Below are 19,350 nucleotides of genomic sequence, written 5' to 3'. Positions count from 1 at the left end.
GGGTATTAGAGCATGCAACTGAATTCCACTGAAATCGCCGAGCTGATCAAGCAGCGCATTGCGCAGTTTGATGTCAAAAGCGAAGCGCGTAACGAAGGTACTATCGTCTCTGTGAGCGACGGTATCATTCGTATCCACGGTCTGGCCGATGCCATGCAGGGTGAAATGATCGAGCTGCCGGGTAACCGCTTTGCTCTGGCATTGAACCTGGAGCGTGACTCCGTTGGTGCCGTTGTCATGGGTCCCTATGCCAACCTGGCTGAAGGGATGAAAGTAAAAGGTACCGGCCGTATTCTGGAAGTGCCGGTCGGTCGTGGTCTGTTGGGCCGGGTGGTCAACACCCTGGGTCAGCCGATCGACGGTAAGGGTCCGGTAGACAACGACGGCTACTCGCCGATCGAAGTCATTGCCCCGGGCGTTATCGAGCGTAAGTCTGTTGACCAGCCAGTCCAGACCGGTCTGAAAGCCATCGATGCCATGATCCCTATCGGTCGTGGCCAGCGTGAGCTGATCATCGGTGACCGTCAGGTTGGTAAGACCGCCATCGCGATCGACACCATCATCAACCAGAAAGACTCCGGCATTAAGTGCGTCTACGTTGCGATTGGCCAGAAGGCCTCCACCATCGCCAACGTGGTGCGCAAGCTGGAAGAGCACGGCGCCCTGGCCAACACCATTGTGGTCGTCGCCTCCGCCTCCGAAGCCGCTGCCCTGCAGTACCTGGCTCCTTATGCCGGTTGCTCCATGGGTGAGTACTTCCGTGACCGCGGTGAAGACGCGCTGATCATCTATGATGACCTGTCCAAGCAGGCCGTAGCCTATCGCCAGATCTCCCTGCTGCTGCGCCGTCCGCCAGGACGTGAAGCTTACCCGGGCGATGTCTTCTATCTGCACTCCCGTCTGCTGGAGCGTGCTTCCCGCGTCAACGTCGAGTACGTCGAGAAGTTCACCAAGGGTGCCGTGACTGGACAGACCGGTTCTCTGACCGCGCTGCCGATCATCGAAACCCAGGCCGGCGACGTGTCTGCGTTCGTTCCGACCAACGTGATCTCCATCACCGATGGCCAGATCTTCCTGACCACTCAGCTGTTCAACTCCGGTATTCGTCCGGCGGTTGACCCGGGTATCTCCGTATCCCGTGTGGGCGGTGCCGCTCAGACCAAGATCGTCAAGAAGCTGTCCGGTGGTATCCGTACCGCGCTGGCCCAGTATCGTGAACTGGCGGCCTTCGCCCAGTTCTCTTCCGATCTGGACGATGCGACTCGCAAGCAGCTGGATCATGGTCAGAAAGTGACCGAGCTGATGAAGCAGAAGCAGTACTCTCCGATGAGCGTGGCTCACCAGTCTCTGGTGCTGTTCGCCGCCGAGAAGGGCTACCTCGCCGATGTCGAACTGAGCAAGATAGTCGACTTCGAAGCCGCTCTGCTCTCTTACGCCAATACCCAGCATGCTGAGCTGATGGCTGAAATCAATGCCAAGGCCGACTACAACGACGCGATCGTTGGCAAGCTGACTGCGTTGCTGGATAGCTTCAAGGCAACCCAGACCTGGTAAGCGTGTGTGGCAGCGCAAGCTGCCACCTGATGGAGAGAAGAGATGGCCGGCGCAAAAGAGATACGTAACAAGATCGGGAGTGTGAAGAACACTCAGAAGATCACCAGCGCTATGGAAATGGTGGCAGCCAGCAAGATGCGCCGTGCGCAGGAACGCATGTCTGCCAGCCGTCCGTACGCTGAAACCATGCGCAAGGTGATCGGCCATATCGCTCAGGGGAACTTGGAATACAAGCACCCCTACCTCATCGAACGTGAGGTCAAGCGAGTGGGTTACATCGTCGTCTCCACCGACCGTGGCCTGTGTGGCGGCCTGAACATCAACCTGTTCAAAGCTGCCCTCAACGATATGAAGCAATGGAGCGCGAAAGGTGCCAAGGTTGACCTGGCACTGATCGGTAGCAAGGCCTCCAACTTCTTTGAACGGCACGGCGCCAAGGTGAAAGCCCACGTCTCCGGACTGGGTGATAACCCGAGCGTCAATGACCTGATTGGTTCAGTCAAGGTCATGCTGAAGGCTTACGACAACGGTGAGATTGACAGGCTGTATCTGGTGTACAACAAGTTCGTCAACACCATGGTTCAGCAACCAAAAGTCGATCAACTGCTGCCTTTGCCCGTAACAGAAGACAGCAAGCTCGCCAAGAAACACCACTGGGATTACCTCTATGAGCCGGATCCCAAGCAGCTGCTGGATACCCTGTTGATTCGCTACGTCGAATCCCAGGTGTACCAGGGTGTGGTAGAAAACTTGGCAAGTGAACAGGCAGCCCGAATGGTTGCCATGCAAGCCGCGACTGACAACGCCGGCAACCTGATTAACGATCTGCAACTGGTGTACAACAAGGCCCGTCAGGCCAGTATTACCCAGGAACTGACAGAGATCGTATCCGGTGCTGCTGCGGTGTAAGGCAAGGGTTATCAAAGGTTTAGAGGATTTGACATGAGTAACGGTTTCATCGTCCAAATCATCGGCGCTGTAGTGGACATCGAGTTCCCGCAGAATGCCGTGCCCCAGGTGTACGATGCACTGAAAGTCATCAGCGAAGGCCAAGGCCAGGGTCTGGTACTGGAAGTTCAGCAACAGATCGGCGGCGGCGTCGTTCGTTGCATCACCATGGGCTCCTCCGACGGTCTGCGTCGTGGGTTGGAAGTAGTTAACAGCGGCAAGGCCATCCAGGTACCGGTTGGTACCTCGACCCTGGGTCGTATCATGAACGTACTGGGCGAGCCCATCGACGAGAAGGGTCCGATCGGCGAAGAAGAGCGTTGGTCCATCCACCGCGAAGCCCCCAGCTACGAAGATCAGTCCAACAGCGCCGAGCTGCTGGAGACCGGCATCAAGGTTATCGACCTGGTTTGCCCGTTCGCCAAGGGTGGTAAGGTCGGTCTGTTCGGTGGTGCCGGTGTAGGCAAGACCGTCAACATGATGGAGCTGATCCGTAACATCGCGATCGAACACAGTGGTTACTCTGTATTCGCCGGTGTGGGTGAGCGTACCCGTGAGGGTAACGACTTCTACCACGAGATGATGGAGTCCAACGTACTGGACAAAGTATCTCTGGTATACGGTCAGATGAACGAGCCGCCCGGAAACCGTCTGCGCGTCGCGCTGACCGGTCTGACCATGGCCGAGAAGTTCCGTGACGAGGGTCGTGACGTGCTGTTCTTCGTGGACAACATCTACCGTTACACCTTGGCCGGTACTGAAGTATCCGCACTGCTGGGCCGTATGCCTTCTGCAGTAGGTTACCAGCCGACCCTGGCCGAGGAGATGGGTGTTCTGCAAGAACGTATCACCTCCACCAAGACCGGTTCCATCACCTCAGTCCAGGCCGTTTACGTGCCTGCGGATGACTTGACCGACCCGTCTCCGGCGACCACCTTCGCCCACCTGGATGCGACCATCGTTCTGTCCCGTCAGATCGCGGCACTGGGTATCTACCCGGCCGTTGACCCGCTGGACTCCACCTCCCGTCAGCTGGATCCGCTGGTGGTAGGCAAGGATCACTACGAGACCGCTCGTGGTGTGCAGATCGTGCTGCAGCGCTACAAGGAGCTGAAGGACATCATCGCCATCCTGGGTATGGATGAACTGTCAGAAGAAGACAAACTGACCGTATCCCGTGCCCGTAAGATCGAGCGTTTCCTGTCCCAGCCGTTCTTCGTGGCCGAAGTATTTACCGGTTCTTCAGGTAAGTACGTGCCGCTGAAAGAGACCATTCGCGGTTTCCAGGGCATCCTGAAAGGCGAGTATGACGATCTGCCCGAGCAGGCGTTCTACATGGTTGGCGGTATCGACGAAGTCGTCGAGAAAGCCAAGAAACTGTAAGCCTCGATAGGAGGGCCCATGGCTGAGATGATCTCATTTCACCTGGATGTAGTAAGCGCCGAAGGGAAACTGTTTTCCGGTCGCGTGCAATCTGCCCAGGTAACAGGCTCCGAGGGTGAGCTGGGTCTCCGCCACGGTCATGCTCCGTTGCTGACTGCCATCAAGCCGGGCCTGGTCCGCTTGATCAAGCAAAATGGTAGCGAAGAGGTGCTGTACATCTCCGGCGGCATGCTGGAAGTACAACCCGAAGCCGTGACCGTGCTGGCCGATACCGCCATTCGTGCCGATGACCTGGATGAGGCGAAAGCCCAGGAAGCCAAGCGTCGTGCCGAAGAGCGGATCAGCAGCTCCCATGGTGATATCGACTATGCTCAGGCATCTGCCGAGCTGGCCAAAGCAATGGCCCAGCTGCGGGTTATCGATATCGTCAAAAAGAATTACCGCTAATCACGGTGATGTAAAAAGCGACCTTCGGGTCGCTTTTTTTTTGCCCGTTGGATAGACTCCGCCGGGTATTTCCTCATGTTTCAAAGGCTGGCTATGTCTCTCAACGTCGTGATCCTGGCTGCGGGTAAAGGTACTCGCATGCGTTCCGTTCTGCCCAAGGTGCTGCACCCCGTCGCCAACAAACCCATGGTGTCCCATGTGATCGACACCGCCCGCCAGATAGGTGCCGAGCAACTGCACCTGGTCTATGGCCACGGTGCCGAGCTGCTCAAGGAGCGGATCGCCGCCCCGGATCTCAACTGGGTACTGCAGGCGCAGCAACTGGGCACCGGCCATGCCGTCGCCCAGGCGATCCCGTTCTGGCAGGATGAGGATGATGTGCTGGTGCTCTACGGCGATACCCCGCTGATCCAACCCGAGACCCTGCAACGGCTGCTGGCCGCCAAGGCCGACGACGGCATGGCGCTGCTGACCGTGGTGCTGGACAACCCCACCGGCTACGGCCGCATCGTGCGGGAAAACGGCCAGGTGGTCGGCATCGTCGAGCAGAAGGATGCCAACGCCGAACAGCTCGCCATCCGCGAGGTGAATACCGGCGTGCTGGTGGCCAATGGCGCCCAGCTGAGCGGCTGGCTGTCCCGTCTGGACAACAAGAACGCCCAGGGGGAGTTCTATCTCACCGACGTGATCGCCATGGCCCATGGGGATGGCTGCCCCATTGCCGCCGTCCACCCGGACAGCGCCATGGAGGTGGAAGGGGCCAACAACCGGGTCCAGCTGGCGGCCCTCGAGCGCAGCTATCAGCAGATGCAGGCCGAGAAGCTGATGATCGCCGGGGTCACCCTGATCGATCCGGCCCGCTTCGATCTGCGCGGCACCCTGGAGATCGGTGAGGAGGTGGTGATCGACGTCAACGTCATCATCGAGGGCAAGGTCAAGCTCGGCAACCATGTGCGCATAGGTGCTGGCGCTGTGCTGAAGGATTGCGAGATTGGCGATCACAGCGAGGTGAAACCCTACTCCGTTATCGAGGGTGCCCTGGTGGCCGATCAATGTTCGGTCGGCCCCTTCGCCCGTCTGCGCCCGGGTGCTGTGCTGGAGCAGGATGCCCACGTCGGCAACTTCGTCGAGATGAAGAAATCCCGTCTGGGGGTTGGCTCCAAGTGTGGTCATCTGACCTACCTGGGGGATGCGGACATCGGCGCCAAGGTGAATATCGGCGCCGGTACCATCACCTGCAACTACGATGGGGTGAACAAGTTCCAGACCATCATCGAGGATGACGTCTTCGTCGGCTCCGATACCCAGCTGGTGGCGCCGGTGCGCATCGGCAAGGGTGCGACTCTGGGGGCGGGTTCAACCATCACCAAGGATGTGGCCGAGCACGAGCTGGTGATTACCCGGGTGCCCCAGCGCCACATCAAGAACTGGGCTCGCCCGGTCAAGAAGAAGTGATGCCCGATCAATGAAATAAAACCGGCGCCCTGAGGGCGCCGGTTTTGTTTTCAGCTCTCCTGATTCGGGGTTGGGGAAGGGGGCGGGTTACCCATCACCCCATACCAGTCCAGCTTGCGGGTCAGCATCATGATCAGTGCCAATATGGTGAACAGCAGCAGGGCGCCGAGCAGCAGGGCTATCTCCTCGGCTTGCAGCAGCCCGAACAGGATGGCGTAGACCAGCCCGAGCAGGGCCGCGAAGCCGAGGCCCTGACGCGGCCCCCCCAGCACATGGCTGAGGTAGAAGCCGTTGAGCGACACGCTGGCGAGGCTGGCGACCAGATAAGCCCAGCCAAAGCCGAGGTGCTCGGTCAGCGCCAGCAACACCAGATAGAAGATGGCCAGACCCATGCCCACCAGGGCGTACTGGATCGGATGCACCCGCAGCCCCCTGAGCAGCTCGAACATGAAGAAGCTGAGGAAGGTGAGGCCGATGAACAGCAGGGCGTACTTGGCGGCCCGCTCGTTCAGCTGATAGTGATCCACCGGCTGCACCAGGCTGACGCTGAAGGTCGGCAACTCGCTCCCGGCTCCCTTCATCATGCGGGTGAAGCGCCGTTCCATGTCGGTGGCAAACCAGCTGGTCTGCCAGCTGGCGTCGAACCCATGATCGTTCAGGGTGCGGTTGCCGGGCAGAAAATCGCCGATGAAGTTGGGATGAGGCCAGTTGCCACTCAGGTTGAACCTGCTGTCCTGGCCGATCGGCACCACCTCGAGTGCGTTCATGCCCTGCAGGTTCAGCTCGATGTGAAAGCGGCCATCTTCCCCGGGCAGGCTGTCGAGCGGAGCATGGATGCCGGCCAGACCGTCTCCCAGCAGGGCGCCGGGGGTGAACTGAATGCGCCGCTCCCCCAGTTGCAGCTCGGGCACGCTGCTGATGCCGCGGGCATCGGACAGCACCAGGCTGAGGTAGGGCTTGCCAGGGATCAGGGCAGGATCCGCGGCGTCGAAGCTCAGGTCCGGGTTGCCGGCAACCAGTGCCTTGTCGGCCAGGCTGGCCGGCAAGTGGCCAGAGAGGGAGAGCCGGCCTTGATAGACCTGGGCCTGATAGATGCCGAGCTTGCGCGGGGTGACCTCCATGCTGGCCCGCACATCCAGCCTGTCCGGCAACAGGTAGCGATAGACCCGCTCCTCGCGCACGAAGCGCTTGCCATCCTGCTCGACGGTGACGGCCCGGGTATAGGGTTGCACCAGCACAGGCCCCAGCAAGCGCTGTGGCCCGCTGCTGCTGGCCATGATGCTGTGGATGGCCTGGCTGCGGTAAGCCTGGCGCTCCCGGTTCAGATCCATGATGGCGTGAACCGGGATCATCAGCAGCAGGCAGAGCAACAGCAGCAGGGCGATCTTGTGGGTGATTATCTGTTTGACCATGGCGCATCTCCTTGTTGGTGAACGGGAGTGTGCCCTGGTCGGGTGAAGCGGGGATGGGGCCCTGTGAAGTGGGGGTGAAGGGGATAAAAAAACCGGCGCCTTGCGCCGGTCTTGGCATCACAGCTTCTTCAGCTGTTCTGGCAGTGCGGCAAACACCTCTTCCCTGGCCCTGAGGGAGGCAAACTGCTTGCCAGGCTTCTGGATGACGGTGTGGACGAAGATGAGCTTCTGATCCTGCTTGCTGGCCCAGCCGACGAACCAGCCGATCTGCTGATCCCGGTCGAGGCTGCCATCCAGCAGTTTGGGGTAGCCCATGCCGGTCTTGCCATGGATCTGCCAGCCATCGATGTCGGGCTGACGCAGGATATTGGCCGTGTGCTGCAGTGTCTGGGCGGAGACCGGCAGCTTGCCGCTCACCAGCTTGCCGAGAAAGCGTGCCTGCTCCTGGGGGCTGATGGCAAGGCTGGAACTGAGCCAGGCCTGGGTCAGGCCGTCATGTTTGCCAGGGTTGCCCGAGAGATCCCGGTTGCCGTAGTCGAAGCGGTCCACGTATTGCTGGAAGCGCGCCGCCCCCAGCCACTCGGTGAGGCGTTGGGAGTACCAGATCACCGAATAGGTCATCCAACGGCTCGGGGTGGTGGTCTGCTTCCATTCCGGCAGGAAGTCAGGGTCACCGGCTTTGAATGGCAGAGCTGGCAGTTGCTCATCCACCAGGAAGCCGCTGTCATAGCCCATCAGCGCCAGCGGGATCTTGAAGGTGGAGGCGGGAGGCAGCTGGCTGGCGCAGTCACCCTGGGCACTGAAGGGCTTGCCGCTGCCATCGGCGAACAGCAGGCAGCCGGTGGCGGCGCTGGCGGGCAGGGAGCAGAAGAGACCGGCGGCAAGCAGGCTGGATAACAGAATGCGGGACATGAACATCTCCTTGATTCATCAGAACGCGGGTAGACGGGTCCGGGCAGGACCCTATCCGAGGAGGCGCAGCTTAGCCCGGCTCTGTGTGTTCAGTGTGAAGTCTTCTGGCCGGCAGGCAGCCAGAGCTCGGCCAGCACGCCGCCTTCCGGCTGGTTGCCCAGGGTCAACCGACCGCCGTGCTGGCGGGCCACCTCGGCGGCAAAGCTGAGCCCCAGGCCGCTGCTCTTGCCCTTGTCGGGCCTGGGCAGGGAGTAGAAGCGCTCGAAGATGCGTGGCAGCGCGTAGTCCGGAATACCTGGCCCCTGATCCCGTACCCGGAAGCAGTACCCCCCCTCCTCCATGGCGCCGCTCAGCCGGATGTGACCCCCGGCGGGTGAGAAGTCGAGAGCGTTGTCCAGCAGGTTGCCCAGCGCCTGCTCCACCAGCAGGGGATCCCACTTCTGCCTGGGGGCGTCGGCTAGCTCTGCCCCCAGGGCCACCTGACGACGGACAGCGACTATCTGGCGGGCATCGAGCGCCCGCCTGCCCAGCGTGGCAGGGGCTGTGGCCTGTCTGTCCAGCCCCGGCCCCGATTCGAGGCGCGCGAGCTGCAGCATACGCTCGATCAGCTGCTGCATGCGGGCTGTTTCCAGATTGATGTTGCCAATAAAGCGCCGCGCCACCTCGGGTGGCGGTGCCTCGGCGAGGATCTCCCCTGCCCCGCGGATGGCGGCCAGCGGGCTTTTGAGCTCGTGGGTCAGGCTGTGCACATAGGCTTCGATATAGGCCTTGCCATCCAGCTGGCGGCGCATGGTCTCGAGGGATCGACCGAGCCGGTCCAGCTCGGGGCTGTGGAGCCTTGGCAGACTGGCGGGCTGGCCCTGGCTGACCGCATCGGCGTAGTGCACCAGCTTGCCGATGGCGCGGTTGAGCCACCACACCAGCAGGGTGCCGATGAGCAATGAGATGAACAGCAGCAGGGCGGCCCCCTGCAATAGCTGGTGCTCGCTGCGCTCTATCATGGGCAGCAGGGTGCGGTTGGGCTTGGCAACCGTGAGAGAGCCCAGGATCTCCTCCCCCTCGCGCAGGGGGGCGGCAACGTGCATCACCGAGCTGGCGGGATCGTCCGGATCGCTGCGGGTGCTACGGGCGCCGTATTCGCCGCGCAAGGTGCGGTAGACGTCGTTCCAGCGCGAATAGTCCTTGCCCAGATCCACCCCGTCCGAGTCATAGACCACCTTGCCTTTAGCGTCGACCACATAGATGCGGTACTCCGCCTGCTGTTTGAGGTGTCCGTCGATCAGGGCGTTGATGGGGCTCTGGTTGAGGCGGGAGAAGGCGCTGGCCAGCCGGCCATCCGCCATCTTCCCCTCCTGCAGATCGTCCAGGGCCAGGGGGGCCAGCAACTGGGCCATGTCCACCAGGGTATCCTCGGTGGCGCTGCGCACCCCGGGTTTGATCTCCTCGACGAAGATCTCCAGCACGAACCAGGCGGCCAGGGCGAAGATGAGCACCAGGCCGCACAGCAGTTGCAATCCGATTCTCATCTCATCCCCCGGCCGGTGCCCGGCAACCCTGAGTTCATGCCAATTCCAGGCTGTAGCCCAGCCCGCGGTGGGTCAGGATCAGATTGGCCTCGGAGTCCCGCTCCCGCAGCTTGGCGCGCAGGGTCTTGATGTGGGTGTCGACGGTGCGATCCAGGCTCTCTTCGGCCCCGCTCCACACCAGATCCATCAGCTGCTGGCGGGAGTAGACCCGGCCCGGCGCCTGCATGAGAGTCTTGAGCAGCAGGTATTCGTAGCGGGTGAGGGTGAGAGGCTGACCGTGGAAGCAGATGCGGGCCCGCTCCTCGTCCAGTGCCAGCAGAGCGCTGGGCTGGGGGGCGCTCGGCTGGCTGCGGCGCAGTATCACCCTCACCCTGGCGCACACTTCCCGCGGCGAGAACGGCTTGGCCACGTAGTCGTCGGCCCCTATCTCCAGCCCGATCAACCTGTCTATCTCCTCGCTGCGGGCGGTGAGAAACATCAGGGGAGTGTCGGTCAGGGCCCGCACCTGCTTGCACAGCTCGAAGCCGCTGATGTCCGGCAACCCCACATCCAGGATCAGAAAATCCGGGCGCGACCGTTCCAGTCGCGCCAGCAACGGCTGCCCGAGGGGAAACCACTCCACCTCGAAACCATCGGTCTGCAGGGCATAGATCAGGGTGTCGGCGATGCTGGCCTCATCTTCCACCAGCCAGATGACTCGTTTTTGCATGGCGTCCTCGTCACAAATCGGCCTGACCATTCTGGCATCGAACCAAATCGGATCCTATTTGCCGTTTGATTTTTCCCAAAAAGGTATTAATATTTCGCCACTCTTTCGAATCGAAACTTTAAGATGACCAAACGCAACACTCAACAGCGCCGTCACACCATAGTGACCCTGGTGCAGGAACAGGGCGAAGTCAGTGTCGATGCCCTGGCCAAGCACTTCTCCACCTCGGAAGTGACCATCCGCAAGGATCTGGCCGTGCTGGAGACTGGCGGTCTGCTGCTGCGTCGTTACGGTGGTGCCGTGCCCCTGCCGAGCGAGATGGTGGTGGACAGCAATCCGGATCAAGTTTCGAAACGAAAGCTGGCCATCGCCCGTGCCGCCGCCGAGCGCATCCGCGATCACAACCGCGTCATCATCGACAGCGGCAGCACCACCAGCGCCATGATCCCCATGCTGGGCAGCAAGCGCGGGCTCATCGTGATGACCAACTCCCTCAACGTGGCCGGCGCCCTGCGCGAGCTGGAAAACGAGCCTACCTTGTTGATGACCGGCGGCACCTGGGATCCCCACTCCGAATCCTTCCAGGGGCAGGTGGCGGAGCAGGTGCTGCGCTCCTATGACTTCGACCAACTGTTCATCGGCGCCGACGGCATAGACCCGGAGCGGGGTACCACCACCTTCAACGAGCTGGTGGGCCTCTCCAGGGTGATGGCCGAGGTGTCCCGCGAGGTCATCGTCATGGTCGAGTCGGAGAAGATTGGCCGCAAGATCCCCAATCTCGAACTGCCCTGGTCGAGCATCCATACCCTGGTGACCGACGAGGGGCTGGCCAGCGAGGCCAGAGCACAGATCCAGGCCAGGGGGATCGCGCTGATTTGTGCTCCCGTGGCGGTTTAACCCAAACATCCAACTATCCAAACGAATTTCCGTTTTTACCTCTTGAGGAGAAGTCTATGTGTGGCATCGTCGGGGCCGTCGCTCAACGTGATGTGGCTGAAATCCTGGTAGAAGGCCTGCGCCGTCTGGAATACCGCGGCTATGACTCCGCCGGTGTGGCGGTGTTCAGCGCCGATCGGCCGCTGCAGCGAGTGCGCCGTCTGGGCAAGGTGGCCGAGCTGGCCAAGGCGCTGGAAGAGCAGTCCGTCCATGGCGGCACCGGCATTGCCCACACCCGCTGGGCGACCCACGGCGAGCCCTCCGAGCGCAATGCGCACCCCCACGTCTCCGAGCACATAGTCGTAGTGCACAACGGCATCATAGAGAACCACGAAGAGCTGCGCAGCCAGCTGCAAGGCATGGGCTACGAGTTCAGTTCCGACACCGACACCGAGGTGATCGCCCACCTGGTTCACCACGAGCTGAAATCCGCCCCCAGCCTGCTGGCGGCCATGCAAGTCACGGTGAAGCAGTTGCGCGGTGCCTATGGCACAGTGGTGATGGACAGCCGTGACGACAGCCGCGTGGTGGTAGCCCGTTCCGGCTCCCCCCTGGTGATTGGCCGCGGCATCGGCGAGAACTTCATCGCCTCCGACCAGATGGCCCTGCTGCCGGTGACCCGCCGCTTCATCTTCCTTGAAGAGGGAGACGTGGCCGAGGTGACCCGTCGCGACGTGCACGTCTTCGATACCAATGGCAACGCCGTGGTACGCGAGGAACTGGAGTCCGAGCTCTCCCACGACGCAGGTGACAAGGGCGAGTACCGCCACTACATGCTCAAAGAGATCTACGAGCAGCCCAAGGCCATCACCAACACATTGGAAGGCCGTCTGGGCAACGATCACGTGGTGGTCGAGTCGTTCGGCAACGGCGCCCGTGCTATTTTCGACAAGGTGGAGCACGTCCAGATCGTGGCTTGCGGTACTTCCTACAACTCCGGCATGGTTGCCCGCTACTGGTTTGAAGAGATAGCCGGCGTCTCCTGCGACGTGGAGATTGCCTCCGAGTTCCGCTATCGCAAGTCCGTCGTGCGCCCCAACAGCCTGCTGGTGACCCTGTCCCAGAGCGGCGAGACCGCAGACACCCTGGCGGCCCTGCGCCTGGCCAAGGAGTCCGGCTACATGAGCTCCCTGGCCATCTGCAACGTGCCGGGCTCCTCCCTGGTGCGCGAATCCGACCTGGCCTTCATGACCCGGGCCGGTGCCGAGATCGGGGTGGCCTCCACCAAGGCGTTCACCACCCAGCTGGCCGGCCTGCTGATGCTGGTGGCCTCCGTCGGTCACTGTCGCGGCAACCTGAGCGCCGCCGCCGAGGCCGAGCTGGTCAAGGCGCTGCAAGCCCTGCCGCTACGCATCAAGGAGAGCCTGGCGCTGGCCAAGGATATTGAAGCCCTGGCCGAAGAGTTTGCCGACAAGCACCACAGCCTGTTCCTCGGCCGTGGCAGCCAGTACCCCATCGCCATGGAGGGGGCGCTCAAACTCAAGGAGATCTCCTACATCCACGCCGAGGCCTATGCCGCAGGTGAGCTCAAGCACGGCCCGCTGGCACTGATCGATGCCGAGATGCCCATCATCGTCGTGGCGCCGAACAACGATCTGCTGGAGAAGCTCAAGTCCAACGTGGAAGAGGTGCGCGCCCGTGGCGGTATCCTCTATGTGTTCGCCGATGCGGACGCTGGCTTCAAGAGCGACGAGACCATGCGGGTGATGAGCCTGAATCACGTGGAAGAGATGATTGCCCCCATCGTCTATACGGTGCCGTTGCAACTGCTCTCCTACCACGTCGCCCTCATCAAGGGCACCGACGTGGATCAGCCGCGCAACCTGGCGAAATCCGTCACCGTGGAATAAGCCGTTGTCAGACATGAAAAAAGAGCCGCTGTTGCGGCTCTTTTTTTGGTTGCTTGGCGGGGTTGCCGTTACGATAGCCGCAGGTTGGTGATGGTCACGTCGTCCAGCGAGGGCACTATGATGCCGCTGGAGATGCTCTTGGCGATCGCCTGGTTGCGGTTCTTCGAATCCGTCTTGTTGGTGACCTGATTGAGGTGGAAGTTCACGGTACGCTCGCTGATGCCGAGTATGGTGGCTATCTCCCAGGAGGTCTTGCCCTCGCTGGCCCAGAACAGACACTCCTTCTCCCGATCCGACAGCTCGGCCAGATGTTTCATCAGGTCCGGCCTGCTCTTTATTAGCTGCAGTGCCGCGTTGAAGATGTAGCTGGCACAAAATGACAACATGGGAACGTTTTCAAACATCAGGTCAGAGTTGGACCTTTCCTTGCTGATGAAGGAGAGGATGCCGTGTTCCCCCTGAGGGGTGTGCAGCGGGAAGGAGACACCGTTTCTCACGCCAAAGTCGGCGGCGAGGTTCATCACTTCCTGGCTGGCGCTGGGCAGCCAGGGGGAGTCGCAGTCGAGCTTGTTCCAGAAGATGGGCTGGGTCTGCTTCAGGCCCAGGAAGACCACAGGATCCTGGGTCAGGTAGTGCCGCTCCGTGTAGGCATCAAACCAGCTGGTCGGGCAGTTGTTGAACAAGGCCACGTGTGATTTCTGCATGCTGATGGGAAAAATGATCAGCAACCGAAAGTAATCAAAGCCCATCTGATGGCTGAAGCGCTCCAGTTGTTGCTGGATGTCGCTGGTTTTCTTGGCCTTGGTGAACCGATCGATGTGTTCCCAGATCGCATCGTTAAACATGTAAGTCTCCTTCTTCGACCACTTATCATCCTGATCGAAAAGACATTTTTTAGTTATTTAAAATGGTGTTGTGACTACCAACGCCAGTTGTTCCCGTGCTTGTCTAAAAAGTATCCTGTTTTTTCAGCCACAGGCCAAGAAAATCATCTGATTGCCACTGGCACGACTCTTTGAGACAATGAGAATAGTTATCATTGTTAAGATTGTGTACCATGAAAAAGATCTGGGGTCTGGCCTTGTTGCCATTGGCCGTTCATTTCGTCGCCTCGGCAGACGATCTGGTCGCGCCCGCACTGAAAAACAGCATCGCGGATGGGAAAGCCTCCCAACAGCGCGTAGAAAAGGCGGCCGATGCCGCCGTTGCCGCCCGGCTGGAGCTGCAAAATGCCCAGCTGCAACTGCGCGATCTGGAAGCCTACAACCGCTACATGCAGTCTCTGGTGGCCGATCAGCAGAATGAGCTGGGCAAGCTGACTCAACAGCTGGAAGCAGTGCAGGAAACCCGTCAGGGCCTGATCCCGCTGATGTTGCAGATGCAGGCGGATCTGGAACAGCTGGTGCAGGATGACATTCCCCTGCGCAAGGAAGACCGTCTGGCGCGGGTCGAGCAGCTGAAGGTGACCCTGGCCCGGGCGGACGTGAGCGAGGCGGAGAAGTTCCGCCAGTTGCTGCAGGCCTACCAGATCGAGGCCGAATACGGCAGCCGGATGGATGCCTATCCCGCCCAGCTGGCGCTGGATGGTGCCGAGCGCCGGGTCGATGTGCTGGCGCTTGGTCGCGTCTCCCTGCTGGCCATGACAGCCGATCGCACCCAGGCCTGGCGCTGGTCCGCCGAGAGCAAGGCCTGGTTGCCGCTGGATAGCGAGTGGTTCACCCCCCTTGCCGATGCGCTGGACATGGCGGCCGACAAGAAAGTCCCGCAACTGTTGCATCTGCCCCTGTCTGTCGCGCGTAGCCAGGAGGCTCAGTCATGAAATGGTTCCCCCTTCTGATCACCCTCTCCCTCTGCTCCCAGCTGGCCCTTGCCAATGAAGAGTGGCAACAGCAGGAACGGGCCCGCGAGCAACAGGCACAGCAGGATCTCGCATCAGTCTCCACCGAATTGCACAGTGCCCGCGCCAGGCTGGCTGAGGCCCAGCGCCTGAGCAAGGAGCTGGCCGGCCAGTTTGCCAGCAATGAAAAGCAACTGGTCGAGCTCAACACCCGCTGGGAGCAAGCCTCCGGCGACATGAACGAGATCTTCGCGGTGACCCGTCAGGGCGCCAGCGATGCGGTCAAGCTGCTGGATGACTCCTCGGTGCAGGGCCAGTATCCGGATCGCCTGACAGCCTTGAAGGCGATGGCCCAGGACAAGCAGGTGCCGGATCGCGCCGCCCTTGCCCTGCTGCCCGCCACCCTGTTGCAGGAGATCCGCGAGTCGGGTCGGGTTGTCCAGTTCGATGGCAAGGTGCTCAATGCCCAGGGCGCGGCCAGTGAGCAGGCGCTGACCCGGGTCGGCAGCTTCGCGCTGTTTGACAGCGAAGGCTTCCTGCAACCGAGCGGCGAAGGGCTGATCCCTGTACTGGGACTGCCCGCCGGCTTGTTGTCCGAGCTGACCGCCTATCAAGGCAAGGAAGGCGAGGCGTTGCCGCTGGATCCCTCCCACGGCGTCCTGCTCGAGATGCAGGCCCAGGCACCGACCTTCTGGCAGCAAGTCCAGCAAGGGGGCCAAGTAGGCGCCATCATAGTGCTGCTGGCCGCCATCGGCCTCGGCATTGCCGCCGTACGGCTCTGGACCCTCTCCCGCGAACTGACCCTGGTGCGTCGCCAGCTCAAGAGCGGCGAATACCACGCCGACAACGCCCTCGGTCGGGTGCTGACGGTGGCGGACAAACACCCGGAGCTGAGCATGGAGACCCTCGAACTGCGTCTTGATGAGGCGATCCTGCAGGAGACCCCTCGCATGGAGCGTGGCATCGGCATGGTCAAGGTGATCGCGGCCATTGCCCCCATGCTGGGGCTGCTCGGTACTGTCACCGGCATGATAGGCACCTTCCAGGCCATCACCCAGTTCGGTACCGGCGATCCCAAGATCATGGCGGGCGGCATCTCCATGGCGCTGATCACCACGGTACAGGGGCTGGTGGCCGCCATTCCGCTGATCCTGGCCCACAGTCTGCTGCAATCCCGTTTCACCGAGCTCTCCAACGTGCTGGAGCAGCAGGTCGCCGGCATTCTGGCCGAGCGGGCCGAGAATAACGGGGACGGGATGGAGCGGGTGGCATGATGGTCGACATCTGGCAACAGTTGCAGAGCTTCATGGGCCGTGGCGGCCCCGTGCTCTGGGTCATCCTGGCCTTGCTGGTGCTGATGTGGATTCTGATGATCGAGCGGCTGCTCTACCTCAATCTGGGCTTCAGCCCGCTGCAGCGGCAGCTGTTCGGCCGTTGGCAGGGGCGCAGCGAGCGTCACAGCTGGCACGCTCGGGCAATCCGCAGCCGCTGGCTGGCCGAGGCCGAACTCGAGCTCAACCGCCATCTCATCTTCATCCGCACCCTGGTGGTGCTCTGCCCCATGCTGGGCCTGCTCGGCACTGTGACCGGCATGATAGGCGTATTCGATGCGTTGGCCGCCGCCAACCGCTTTAACCCGGAGAGCATGGCGGGCGGGATCTCCCGCGCCACCATCCCCACCATGGCAGGCATGGTGGTGGCGCTCTCCGGCGTGTTGTTACTCAGTCGGCTCGAGAGCCAGGCCAAGCGTGCGCTGGCCAAGACCCGGGACGGCCTGCGAGAAGAGAAGGTAATGCAATGAGACGGCAATCCAAACGCCAGCGTGATGAAGTGCAGATCGACATGACCCCCATGCTGGATATCGTGTTCATCATGCTGATCTTCTTCATCGTGACCACCTCCTTCGTACGGGAAGCCGGGCTAGAGGTGCACAGGCCCCAGGCGAGCCAGGCCAAGGCGCAGAAGTCCTCCAGCATCATGCTGGCGATCGGCGCCCAGGGGCAGATCTTCCTCGACCGCAAACAGGTGGATGTGGAGCGGGTGCAGGCCAGTCTGGCCCGCCTGCTGTCGGAGCAGCCCGAAGCCAGCCTGGTGATCCAGGCCGATGAGCGGGTGCCCCATGGCAAGGTGGTGCGGGTGATGGATGAGGCCAAGGCGGCAGGCATCGCCAATATCGCCGTGGCGGTGGCGCCGAAATGAAGTTCAAGCTGATGAGCCTGGGGCTGGGGATTGCTCTCAGCCTGGGGATCCTGCTGTTTATGGCCACGCTGGTGGAGCCGCCCAGAGGGGAGAAGGCGAGCGCCGAGCAGAAATCCATCGTCATCAACATGCAGACCGAGGTGAACGAGGTGCAGGTGCGCGAGCGTCCGGTACCCCAGGAGCCGGAACCCTTGCCGGAGCCTCCCGCCGCTCTGGCGTCCACGCCCATGCCCATGCCGGCGGCAGCGCCGCTGCCCTCGGTGCAGCCCAGCCTGGATCTGGTATCCAGCCTGAGCGCGGTGCAGGTATCTGCCCCCGGGGTCGCAACCAGCCCTACCCCGGTGGCGAGCGGCAGCTTCCATGGTCAGTCACAAGGCGCGGGCATAGGGGTCGGCGACATGCTGACCCCTTTGCAGCGGGTCGAACCCGTCTATCCCTATCGGGCCCAGCAGGCCGGCATAGAAGGTTCGGTGACCCTGCGCTTCACGGTCGATGCCGAGGGGCGGGTACAGGATGTGGAAGTGATCGAGGCCAAACCCAAGCGACAGTTTGAGCGGGCGGCGATTCAGGCCGTCAGCAAGTGGCGCTACCAGCCAAGACCGGGTGCCACCGACAAGCTGGTGCAAACCATCAATCTCAAATTCAAATTGGAGTCGTAACCATGTTGCGGATCTGGATCTGTCTGCTGGCCCTGGTCAGCCAAGCCTGTCTGGCCATGGAAGTGAGCCCTCATTTCTCCCGTCAGCTGGAGCCCGTGATGAAGCTCTATCAGTCGGGTCAGTGGCAACAGGCCCAGAACAAGGCGACCGGGCTCAAGCCTGGCTCCGATGCCGAGCGCGCCTGGCTGGCCCAGTTGCAGGCTTCACTGGCGGCCAACTTGCAGCAGACCGCACAGGCGAGTCGCTACGTGGAACAGGCGCTGGCCTATAAAGAGTGGCCCGAGCAGCAGCAGCTCCAGTTGCTGCGTCTGCGTGGGGATATCCAGGCGCAGCAATCCAACTGGTCAGGCGCCATCGCCAGTTACAAGGCTGCACTGGCACTCAAGTCCGACGATGTCTTGCGCTTGCGTCTGGCCGGCCTCTATTACCACAACAAGCAATATGGCGAGGCAGTCAGCCAGAGCGAGCAGTTGCTGAAGAAGGGTTGGCACAAGCAGACGGCGATCATTCGCCTCTCCGCCCTCACCGCCCTGCAACGTTATGGCGCAGCGGCAGAGCAGGCGGAACAGCTGATCCGCCACGAACCGAAAGAGAGCAAGTGGTGGCAACAGGCGGTATCGCTCAACCTTTCCGCCAAGCGCGGAGACAAGGCGCTGGCGCTGTTGCAGACCGCCATCGACCGTCAACTGATGGATGATGCCGCCGCCCGCAACCAGCTGATCCGGCTCTATGCCTGGCAGGGGTTGCCCTATCGCGGCGCCCGTCTGCTGGAAGCGGCCATGGCCAAGGGACAGATGAAGGCGAGTGCCGAGAACCAGCAACTGCTGGCCCAGTTGTGGGAAGGTGCCCGCGAGTGGCCCAAGGCGGTAGATAGCTGGCAACTGCTCGCCAAACAGCATGCTCAGCCCAATGCGGCCATGCGCGTCGCCGAGCTGTTGCTGCAACAAGGCAAGACAGAAGCCGCCATGACCCAGCTGGTGGCCATGAAGTCAGCCAAGGGTGAGCAGGGCAACAGAGCCAAGGCACTGCTGGTGCAGGCACATCTTAATAAGGAGCAGTATGCCCAGGCGCTGGAGCTGGCTCGCGAGCTGCAACAGCATGACAACTGGCAACAGCGGGCGACCAGCTGGGTCAACTACATCCAGGCCCAGACCGATGGGGTGAACAAAAAAGCGGCATGAAACGGAGCTAAAACTCGCATTTCATGAGGTTCAGCCTGCTTTTTCAGCAAACGAACGCATTTTTACAAAAAGCCCTTGTCATCCCGGCGCGGCTCCCTATAATGCGCCCCTACCAGCACGGCGGAACACGCCAAACTGATAAGCCAGCTTCCTTGTGAAGCAGGCGCCGAAAGAAAAGCGAAAACAACCGCTTGACTTTCGAAGTGAGGAGCGTAAGATGCGCCTCCTCAGCGCGATAAGCGTGACGCTCTTTAACAATTTGAATCAAGCAATCTGTGTGGGCACTCACAGCATCGAACATCAAACAATTTTGTTGATTTTCAATGTCTGGTGAAGTGACCA

Annotated in this window: 19 protein-coding genes; 13 read left to right on the top strand and 6 right to left on the bottom strand. The window is 61.4% G+C overall.

Going from position 1 to position 19,350, the window contains the following annotated elements; all coding sequences use genetic code 11:
• Nucleotides 1–12: 12 nt before the first annotated feature.
• The 5 genes from atpA (at nt 13) to glmU (ending at nt 5,787) form a co-directional block, all read left to right on the top strand.
• On the top strand, nt 13–1,554 hold the full coding sequence (gene atpA, locus ACB039_RS13890; protein WP_005326253.1) for a F0F1 ATP synthase subunit alpha: 1,542 nt from the start codon (nt 13–15) through the stop codon (nt 1,552–1,554).
• 42 nt (nt 1,555–1,596) lie between these two features.
• Nucleotides 1,597–2,463 (top strand): F0F1 ATP synthase subunit gamma, encoded by an 867-nt coding sequence (gene atpG / locus ACB039_RS13885; RefSeq protein WP_041206629.1) that lies wholly within the window; start codon nt 1,597–1,599, stop codon nt 2,461–2,463.
• A gap of 33 nt (nt 2,464–2,496) precedes the next feature.
• On the top strand, nt 2,497–3,885 hold the full coding sequence (gene atpD / locus ACB039_RS13880; protein WP_041206630.1) for a F0F1 ATP synthase subunit beta: 1,389 nt from the start codon (nt 2,497–2,499) through the stop codon (nt 3,883–3,885).
• An 18-nt stretch (nt 3,886–3,903) separates the two neighbouring features.
• On the top strand, nt 3,904–4,332 hold the full coding sequence (locus ACB039_RS13875; RefSeq protein ID WP_025328862.1) for a F0F1 ATP synthase subunit epsilon: 429 nt from the start codon (nt 3,904–3,906) through the stop codon (nt 4,330–4,332).
• A 93-nt stretch (nt 4,333–4,425) separates the two neighbouring features.
• Nucleotides 4,426–5,787 carry a bifunctional UDP-N-acetylglucosamine diphosphorylase/glucosamine-1-phosphate N-acetyltransferase GlmU gene (gene glmU / locus ACB039_RS13870; RefSeq protein WP_161507795.1) on the top strand — a complete coding sequence of 454 codons (1,362 nt, stop codon included), beginning with the start codon at nt 4,426–4,428 and terminating at the stop codon, nt 5,785–5,787.
• A 50-nt stretch (nt 5,788–5,837) separates the two neighbouring features.
• On the opposite strand, the gene creD is transcribed toward glmU, so the two are convergent.
• The 4 genes from creD to blrA form a co-directional block, all read right to left on the bottom strand.
• Nucleotides 5,838–7,199, bottom strand: coding sequence for a cell envelope integrity protein CreD (gene creD, locus ACB039_RS13865; RefSeq protein WP_270824371.1), 1,362 nt, complete (start codon nt 7,197–7,199; stop codon nt 5,838–5,840).
• A 117-nt stretch (nt 7,200–7,316) separates the two neighbouring features.
• Nucleotides 7,317–8,111, bottom strand: coding sequence for an OXA-427 family carbapenem-hydrolyzing class D beta-lactamase (blaOXA, locus tag ACB039_RS13860; RefSeq protein ID WP_226170892.1), 795 nt, complete (start codon nt 8,109–8,111; stop codon nt 7,317–7,319).
• An 89-nt stretch (nt 8,112–8,200) separates the two neighbouring features.
• A complete protein-coding gene (gene blrB, locus ACB039_RS13855) occupies nt 8,201–9,637 on the bottom strand; it encodes a beta-lactam sensor histidine kinase BlrB (protein WP_226170889.1) in 1,437 nt (478 codons plus the stop codon).
• Nucleotides 9,638–9,671: 34 nt separating this feature from the next.
• On the bottom strand, nt 9,672–10,346 hold the full coding sequence (gene blrA / locus ACB039_RS13850; protein ID WP_161507791.1) for a beta-lactam response regulator transcription factor BlrA: 675 nt from the start codon (nt 10,344–10,346) through the stop codon (nt 9,672–9,674).
• A gap of 123 nt (nt 10,347–10,469) precedes the next feature.
• Between blrA and ACB039_RS13845 the strand changes: the two genes are divergently transcribed.
• Nucleotides 10,470–11,243 carry a DeoR/GlpR family DNA-binding transcription regulator gene (locus tag ACB039_RS13845; protein WP_042650286.1) on the top strand — a complete coding sequence of 258 codons (774 nt, stop codon included), beginning with the start codon at nt 10,470–10,472 and terminating at the stop codon, nt 11,241–11,243.
• 56 nt (nt 11,244–11,299) lie between these two features.
• The gene (gene glmS, locus ACB039_RS13840) at nt 11,300–13,132 is read left to right on the top strand and encodes a glutamine--fructose-6-phosphate transaminase (isomerizing) (RefSeq protein ID WP_161507790.1); all 1,833 of its coding nucleotides are present in this window, start codon (nt 11,300–11,302) and stop codon (nt 13,130–13,132) included.
• 68 nt (nt 13,133–13,200) lie between these two features.
• Here the strand turns inward: glmS and ACB039_RS13835 are convergent, their stop codons facing one another.
• Entirely contained in the window at nt 13,201–13,977 is a 777-nt protein-coding gene (locus ACB039_RS13835) for a LuxR family transcriptional regulator (RefSeq protein ID WP_371165897.1), read from the bottom strand.
• 212 nt (nt 13,978–14,189) lie between these two features.
• Here ACB039_RS13835 and ACB039_RS13830 point away from each other — a divergent pair, with 212 nt between their 5' ends.
• Genes ACB039_RS13830 through ACB039_RS13805 form a run of 6 tightly spaced genes read left to right on the top strand, consistent with a single transcriptional unit; the run spans nt 14,190 to nt 19,008 of the window.
• Nucleotides 14,190–14,951: a DUF3450 domain-containing protein gene (locus ACB039_RS13830; RefSeq protein ID WP_005326225.1), complete on the top strand. Its 762-nt coding sequence runs from the start codon at nt 14,190–14,192 to the stop codon at nt 14,949–14,951.
• Nucleotides 14,948–16,243, top strand: coding sequence for a MotA/TolQ/ExbB proton channel family protein (locus ACB039_RS13825; RefSeq protein WP_042650288.1), 1,296 nt, complete (start codon nt 14,948–14,950; stop codon nt 16,241–16,243). The genes ACB039_RS13830 and ACB039_RS13825 overlap by 4 nt, the downstream gene beginning before the upstream one ends.
• A complete protein-coding gene (locus ACB039_RS13820) occupies nt 16,240–16,770 on the top strand; it encodes a MotA/TolQ/ExbB proton channel family protein (protein ID WP_005326223.1) in 531 nt (176 codons plus the stop codon). Before ACB039_RS13825 ends, ACB039_RS13820 begins: the two co-directional genes overlap by 4 nt.
• Nucleotides 16,767–17,168 (top strand): biopolymer transporter ExbD, encoded by a 402-nt coding sequence (locus ACB039_RS13815; RefSeq protein WP_005326222.1) that lies wholly within the window; start codon nt 16,767–16,769, stop codon nt 17,166–17,168. The genes ACB039_RS13820 and ACB039_RS13815 overlap by 4 nt, the downstream gene beginning before the upstream one ends.
• A complete protein-coding gene (locus ACB039_RS13810; RefSeq protein WP_042650289.1) occupies nt 17,165–17,827 on the top strand; it encodes an energy transducer TonB in 663 nt (220 codons plus the stop codon). Before ACB039_RS13815 ends, ACB039_RS13810 begins: the two co-directional genes overlap by 4 nt.
• A gap of 2 nt (nt 17,828–17,829) precedes the next feature.
• On the top strand, nt 17,830–19,008 hold the full coding sequence (locus ACB039_RS13805) for a hypothetical protein (protein WP_042650290.1): 1,179 nt from the start codon (nt 17,830–17,832) through the stop codon (nt 19,006–19,008).
• Nucleotides 19,009–19,117: 109 nt separating this feature from the next.
• On the opposite strand, the gene ACB039_RS13800 is transcribed toward ACB039_RS13805, so the two are convergent.
• A partial coding sequence (locus ACB039_RS13800; protein WP_371165896.1) for a hypothetical protein occupies nt 19,118–19,350 on the bottom strand: 233 nt, incomplete at its 5' end.

Source organism: Aeromonas sp. S2(2024), from assembly GCF_041402505.1.
GTDB lineage: Bacteria > Pseudomonadota > Gammaproteobacteria > Enterobacterales > Aeromonadaceae > Aeromonas > Aeromonas media.
The sequence above is the reverse complement of the archived record's forward strand: the minus strand, read 5'-3'. Positions and strand labels throughout refer to the sequence as shown.

Coding starts and splice junctions, on each gene's coding strand:
- ACB039_RS13815 (WP_005326222.1), top strand. CDS start 16,767: ATGAGACGGCAATCCAAACGCCAGCGTGATGAAGTGCAGATCGACATG.
- blaOXA (WP_226170892.1), bottom strand. CDS start 8,111: ATGTCCCGCATTCTGTTATCCAGCCTGCTTGCCGCCGGTCTCTTCTGC.
- ACB039_RS13845 (WP_042650286.1), top strand. CDS start 10,470: ATGACCAAACGCAACACTCAACAGCGCCGTCACACCATAGTGACCCTG.
- ACB039_RS13875 (WP_025328862.1), top strand. CDS start 3,904: ATGGCTGAGATGATCTCATTTCACCTGGATGTAGTAAGCGCCGAAGGG.
- glmU (WP_161507795.1), top strand. CDS start 4,426: ATGTCTCTCAACGTCGTGATCCTGGCTGCGGGTAAAGGTACTCGCATG.
- ACB039_RS13805 (WP_042650290.1), top strand. CDS start 17,830: ATGTTGCGGATCTGGATCTGTCTGCTGGCCCTGGTCAGCCAAGCCTGT.
- ACB039_RS13810 (WP_042650289.1), top strand. CDS start 17,165: ATGAAGTTCAAGCTGATGAGCCTGGGGCTGGGGATTGCTCTCAGCCTG.
- creD (WP_270824371.1), bottom strand. CDS start 7,199: ATGGTCAAACAGATAATCACCCACAAGATCGCCCTGCTGCTGTTGCTC.
- blrA (WP_161507791.1), bottom strand. CDS start 10,346: ATGCAAAAACGAGTCATCTGGCTGGTGGAAGATGAGGCCAGCATCGCC.
- atpA (WP_005326253.1), top strand. CDS start 13: ATGCAACTGAATTCCACTGAAATCGCCGAGCTGATCAAGCAGCGCATT.
- ACB039_RS13830 (WP_005326225.1), top strand. CDS start 14,190: ATGAAAAAGATCTGGGGTCTGGCCTTGTTGCCATTGGCCGTTCATTTC.
- atpG (WP_041206629.1), top strand. CDS start 1,597: ATGGCCGGCGCAAAAGAGATACGTAACAAGATCGGGAGTGTGAAGAAC.
- blrB (WP_226170889.1), bottom strand. CDS start 9,637: ATGAGAATCGGATTGCAACTGCTGTGCGGCCTGGTGCTCATCTTCGCC.
- ACB039_RS13825 (WP_042650288.1), top strand. CDS start 14,948: ATGAAATGGTTCCCCCTTCTGATCACCCTCTCCCTCTGCTCCCAGCTG.
- glmS (WP_161507790.1), top strand. CDS start 11,300: ATGTGTGGCATCGTCGGGGCCGTCGCTCAACGTGATGTGGCTGAAATC.
- ACB039_RS13820 (WP_005326223.1), top strand. CDS start 16,240: ATGATGGTCGACATCTGGCAACAGTTGCAGAGCTTCATGGGCCGTGGC.
- atpD (WP_041206630.1), top strand. CDS start 2,497: ATGAGTAACGGTTTCATCGTCCAAATCATCGGCGCTGTAGTGGACATC.
- ACB039_RS13835 (WP_371165897.1), bottom strand. CDS start 13,977: ATGTTTAACGATGCGATCTGGGAACACATCGATCGGTTCACCAAGGCC.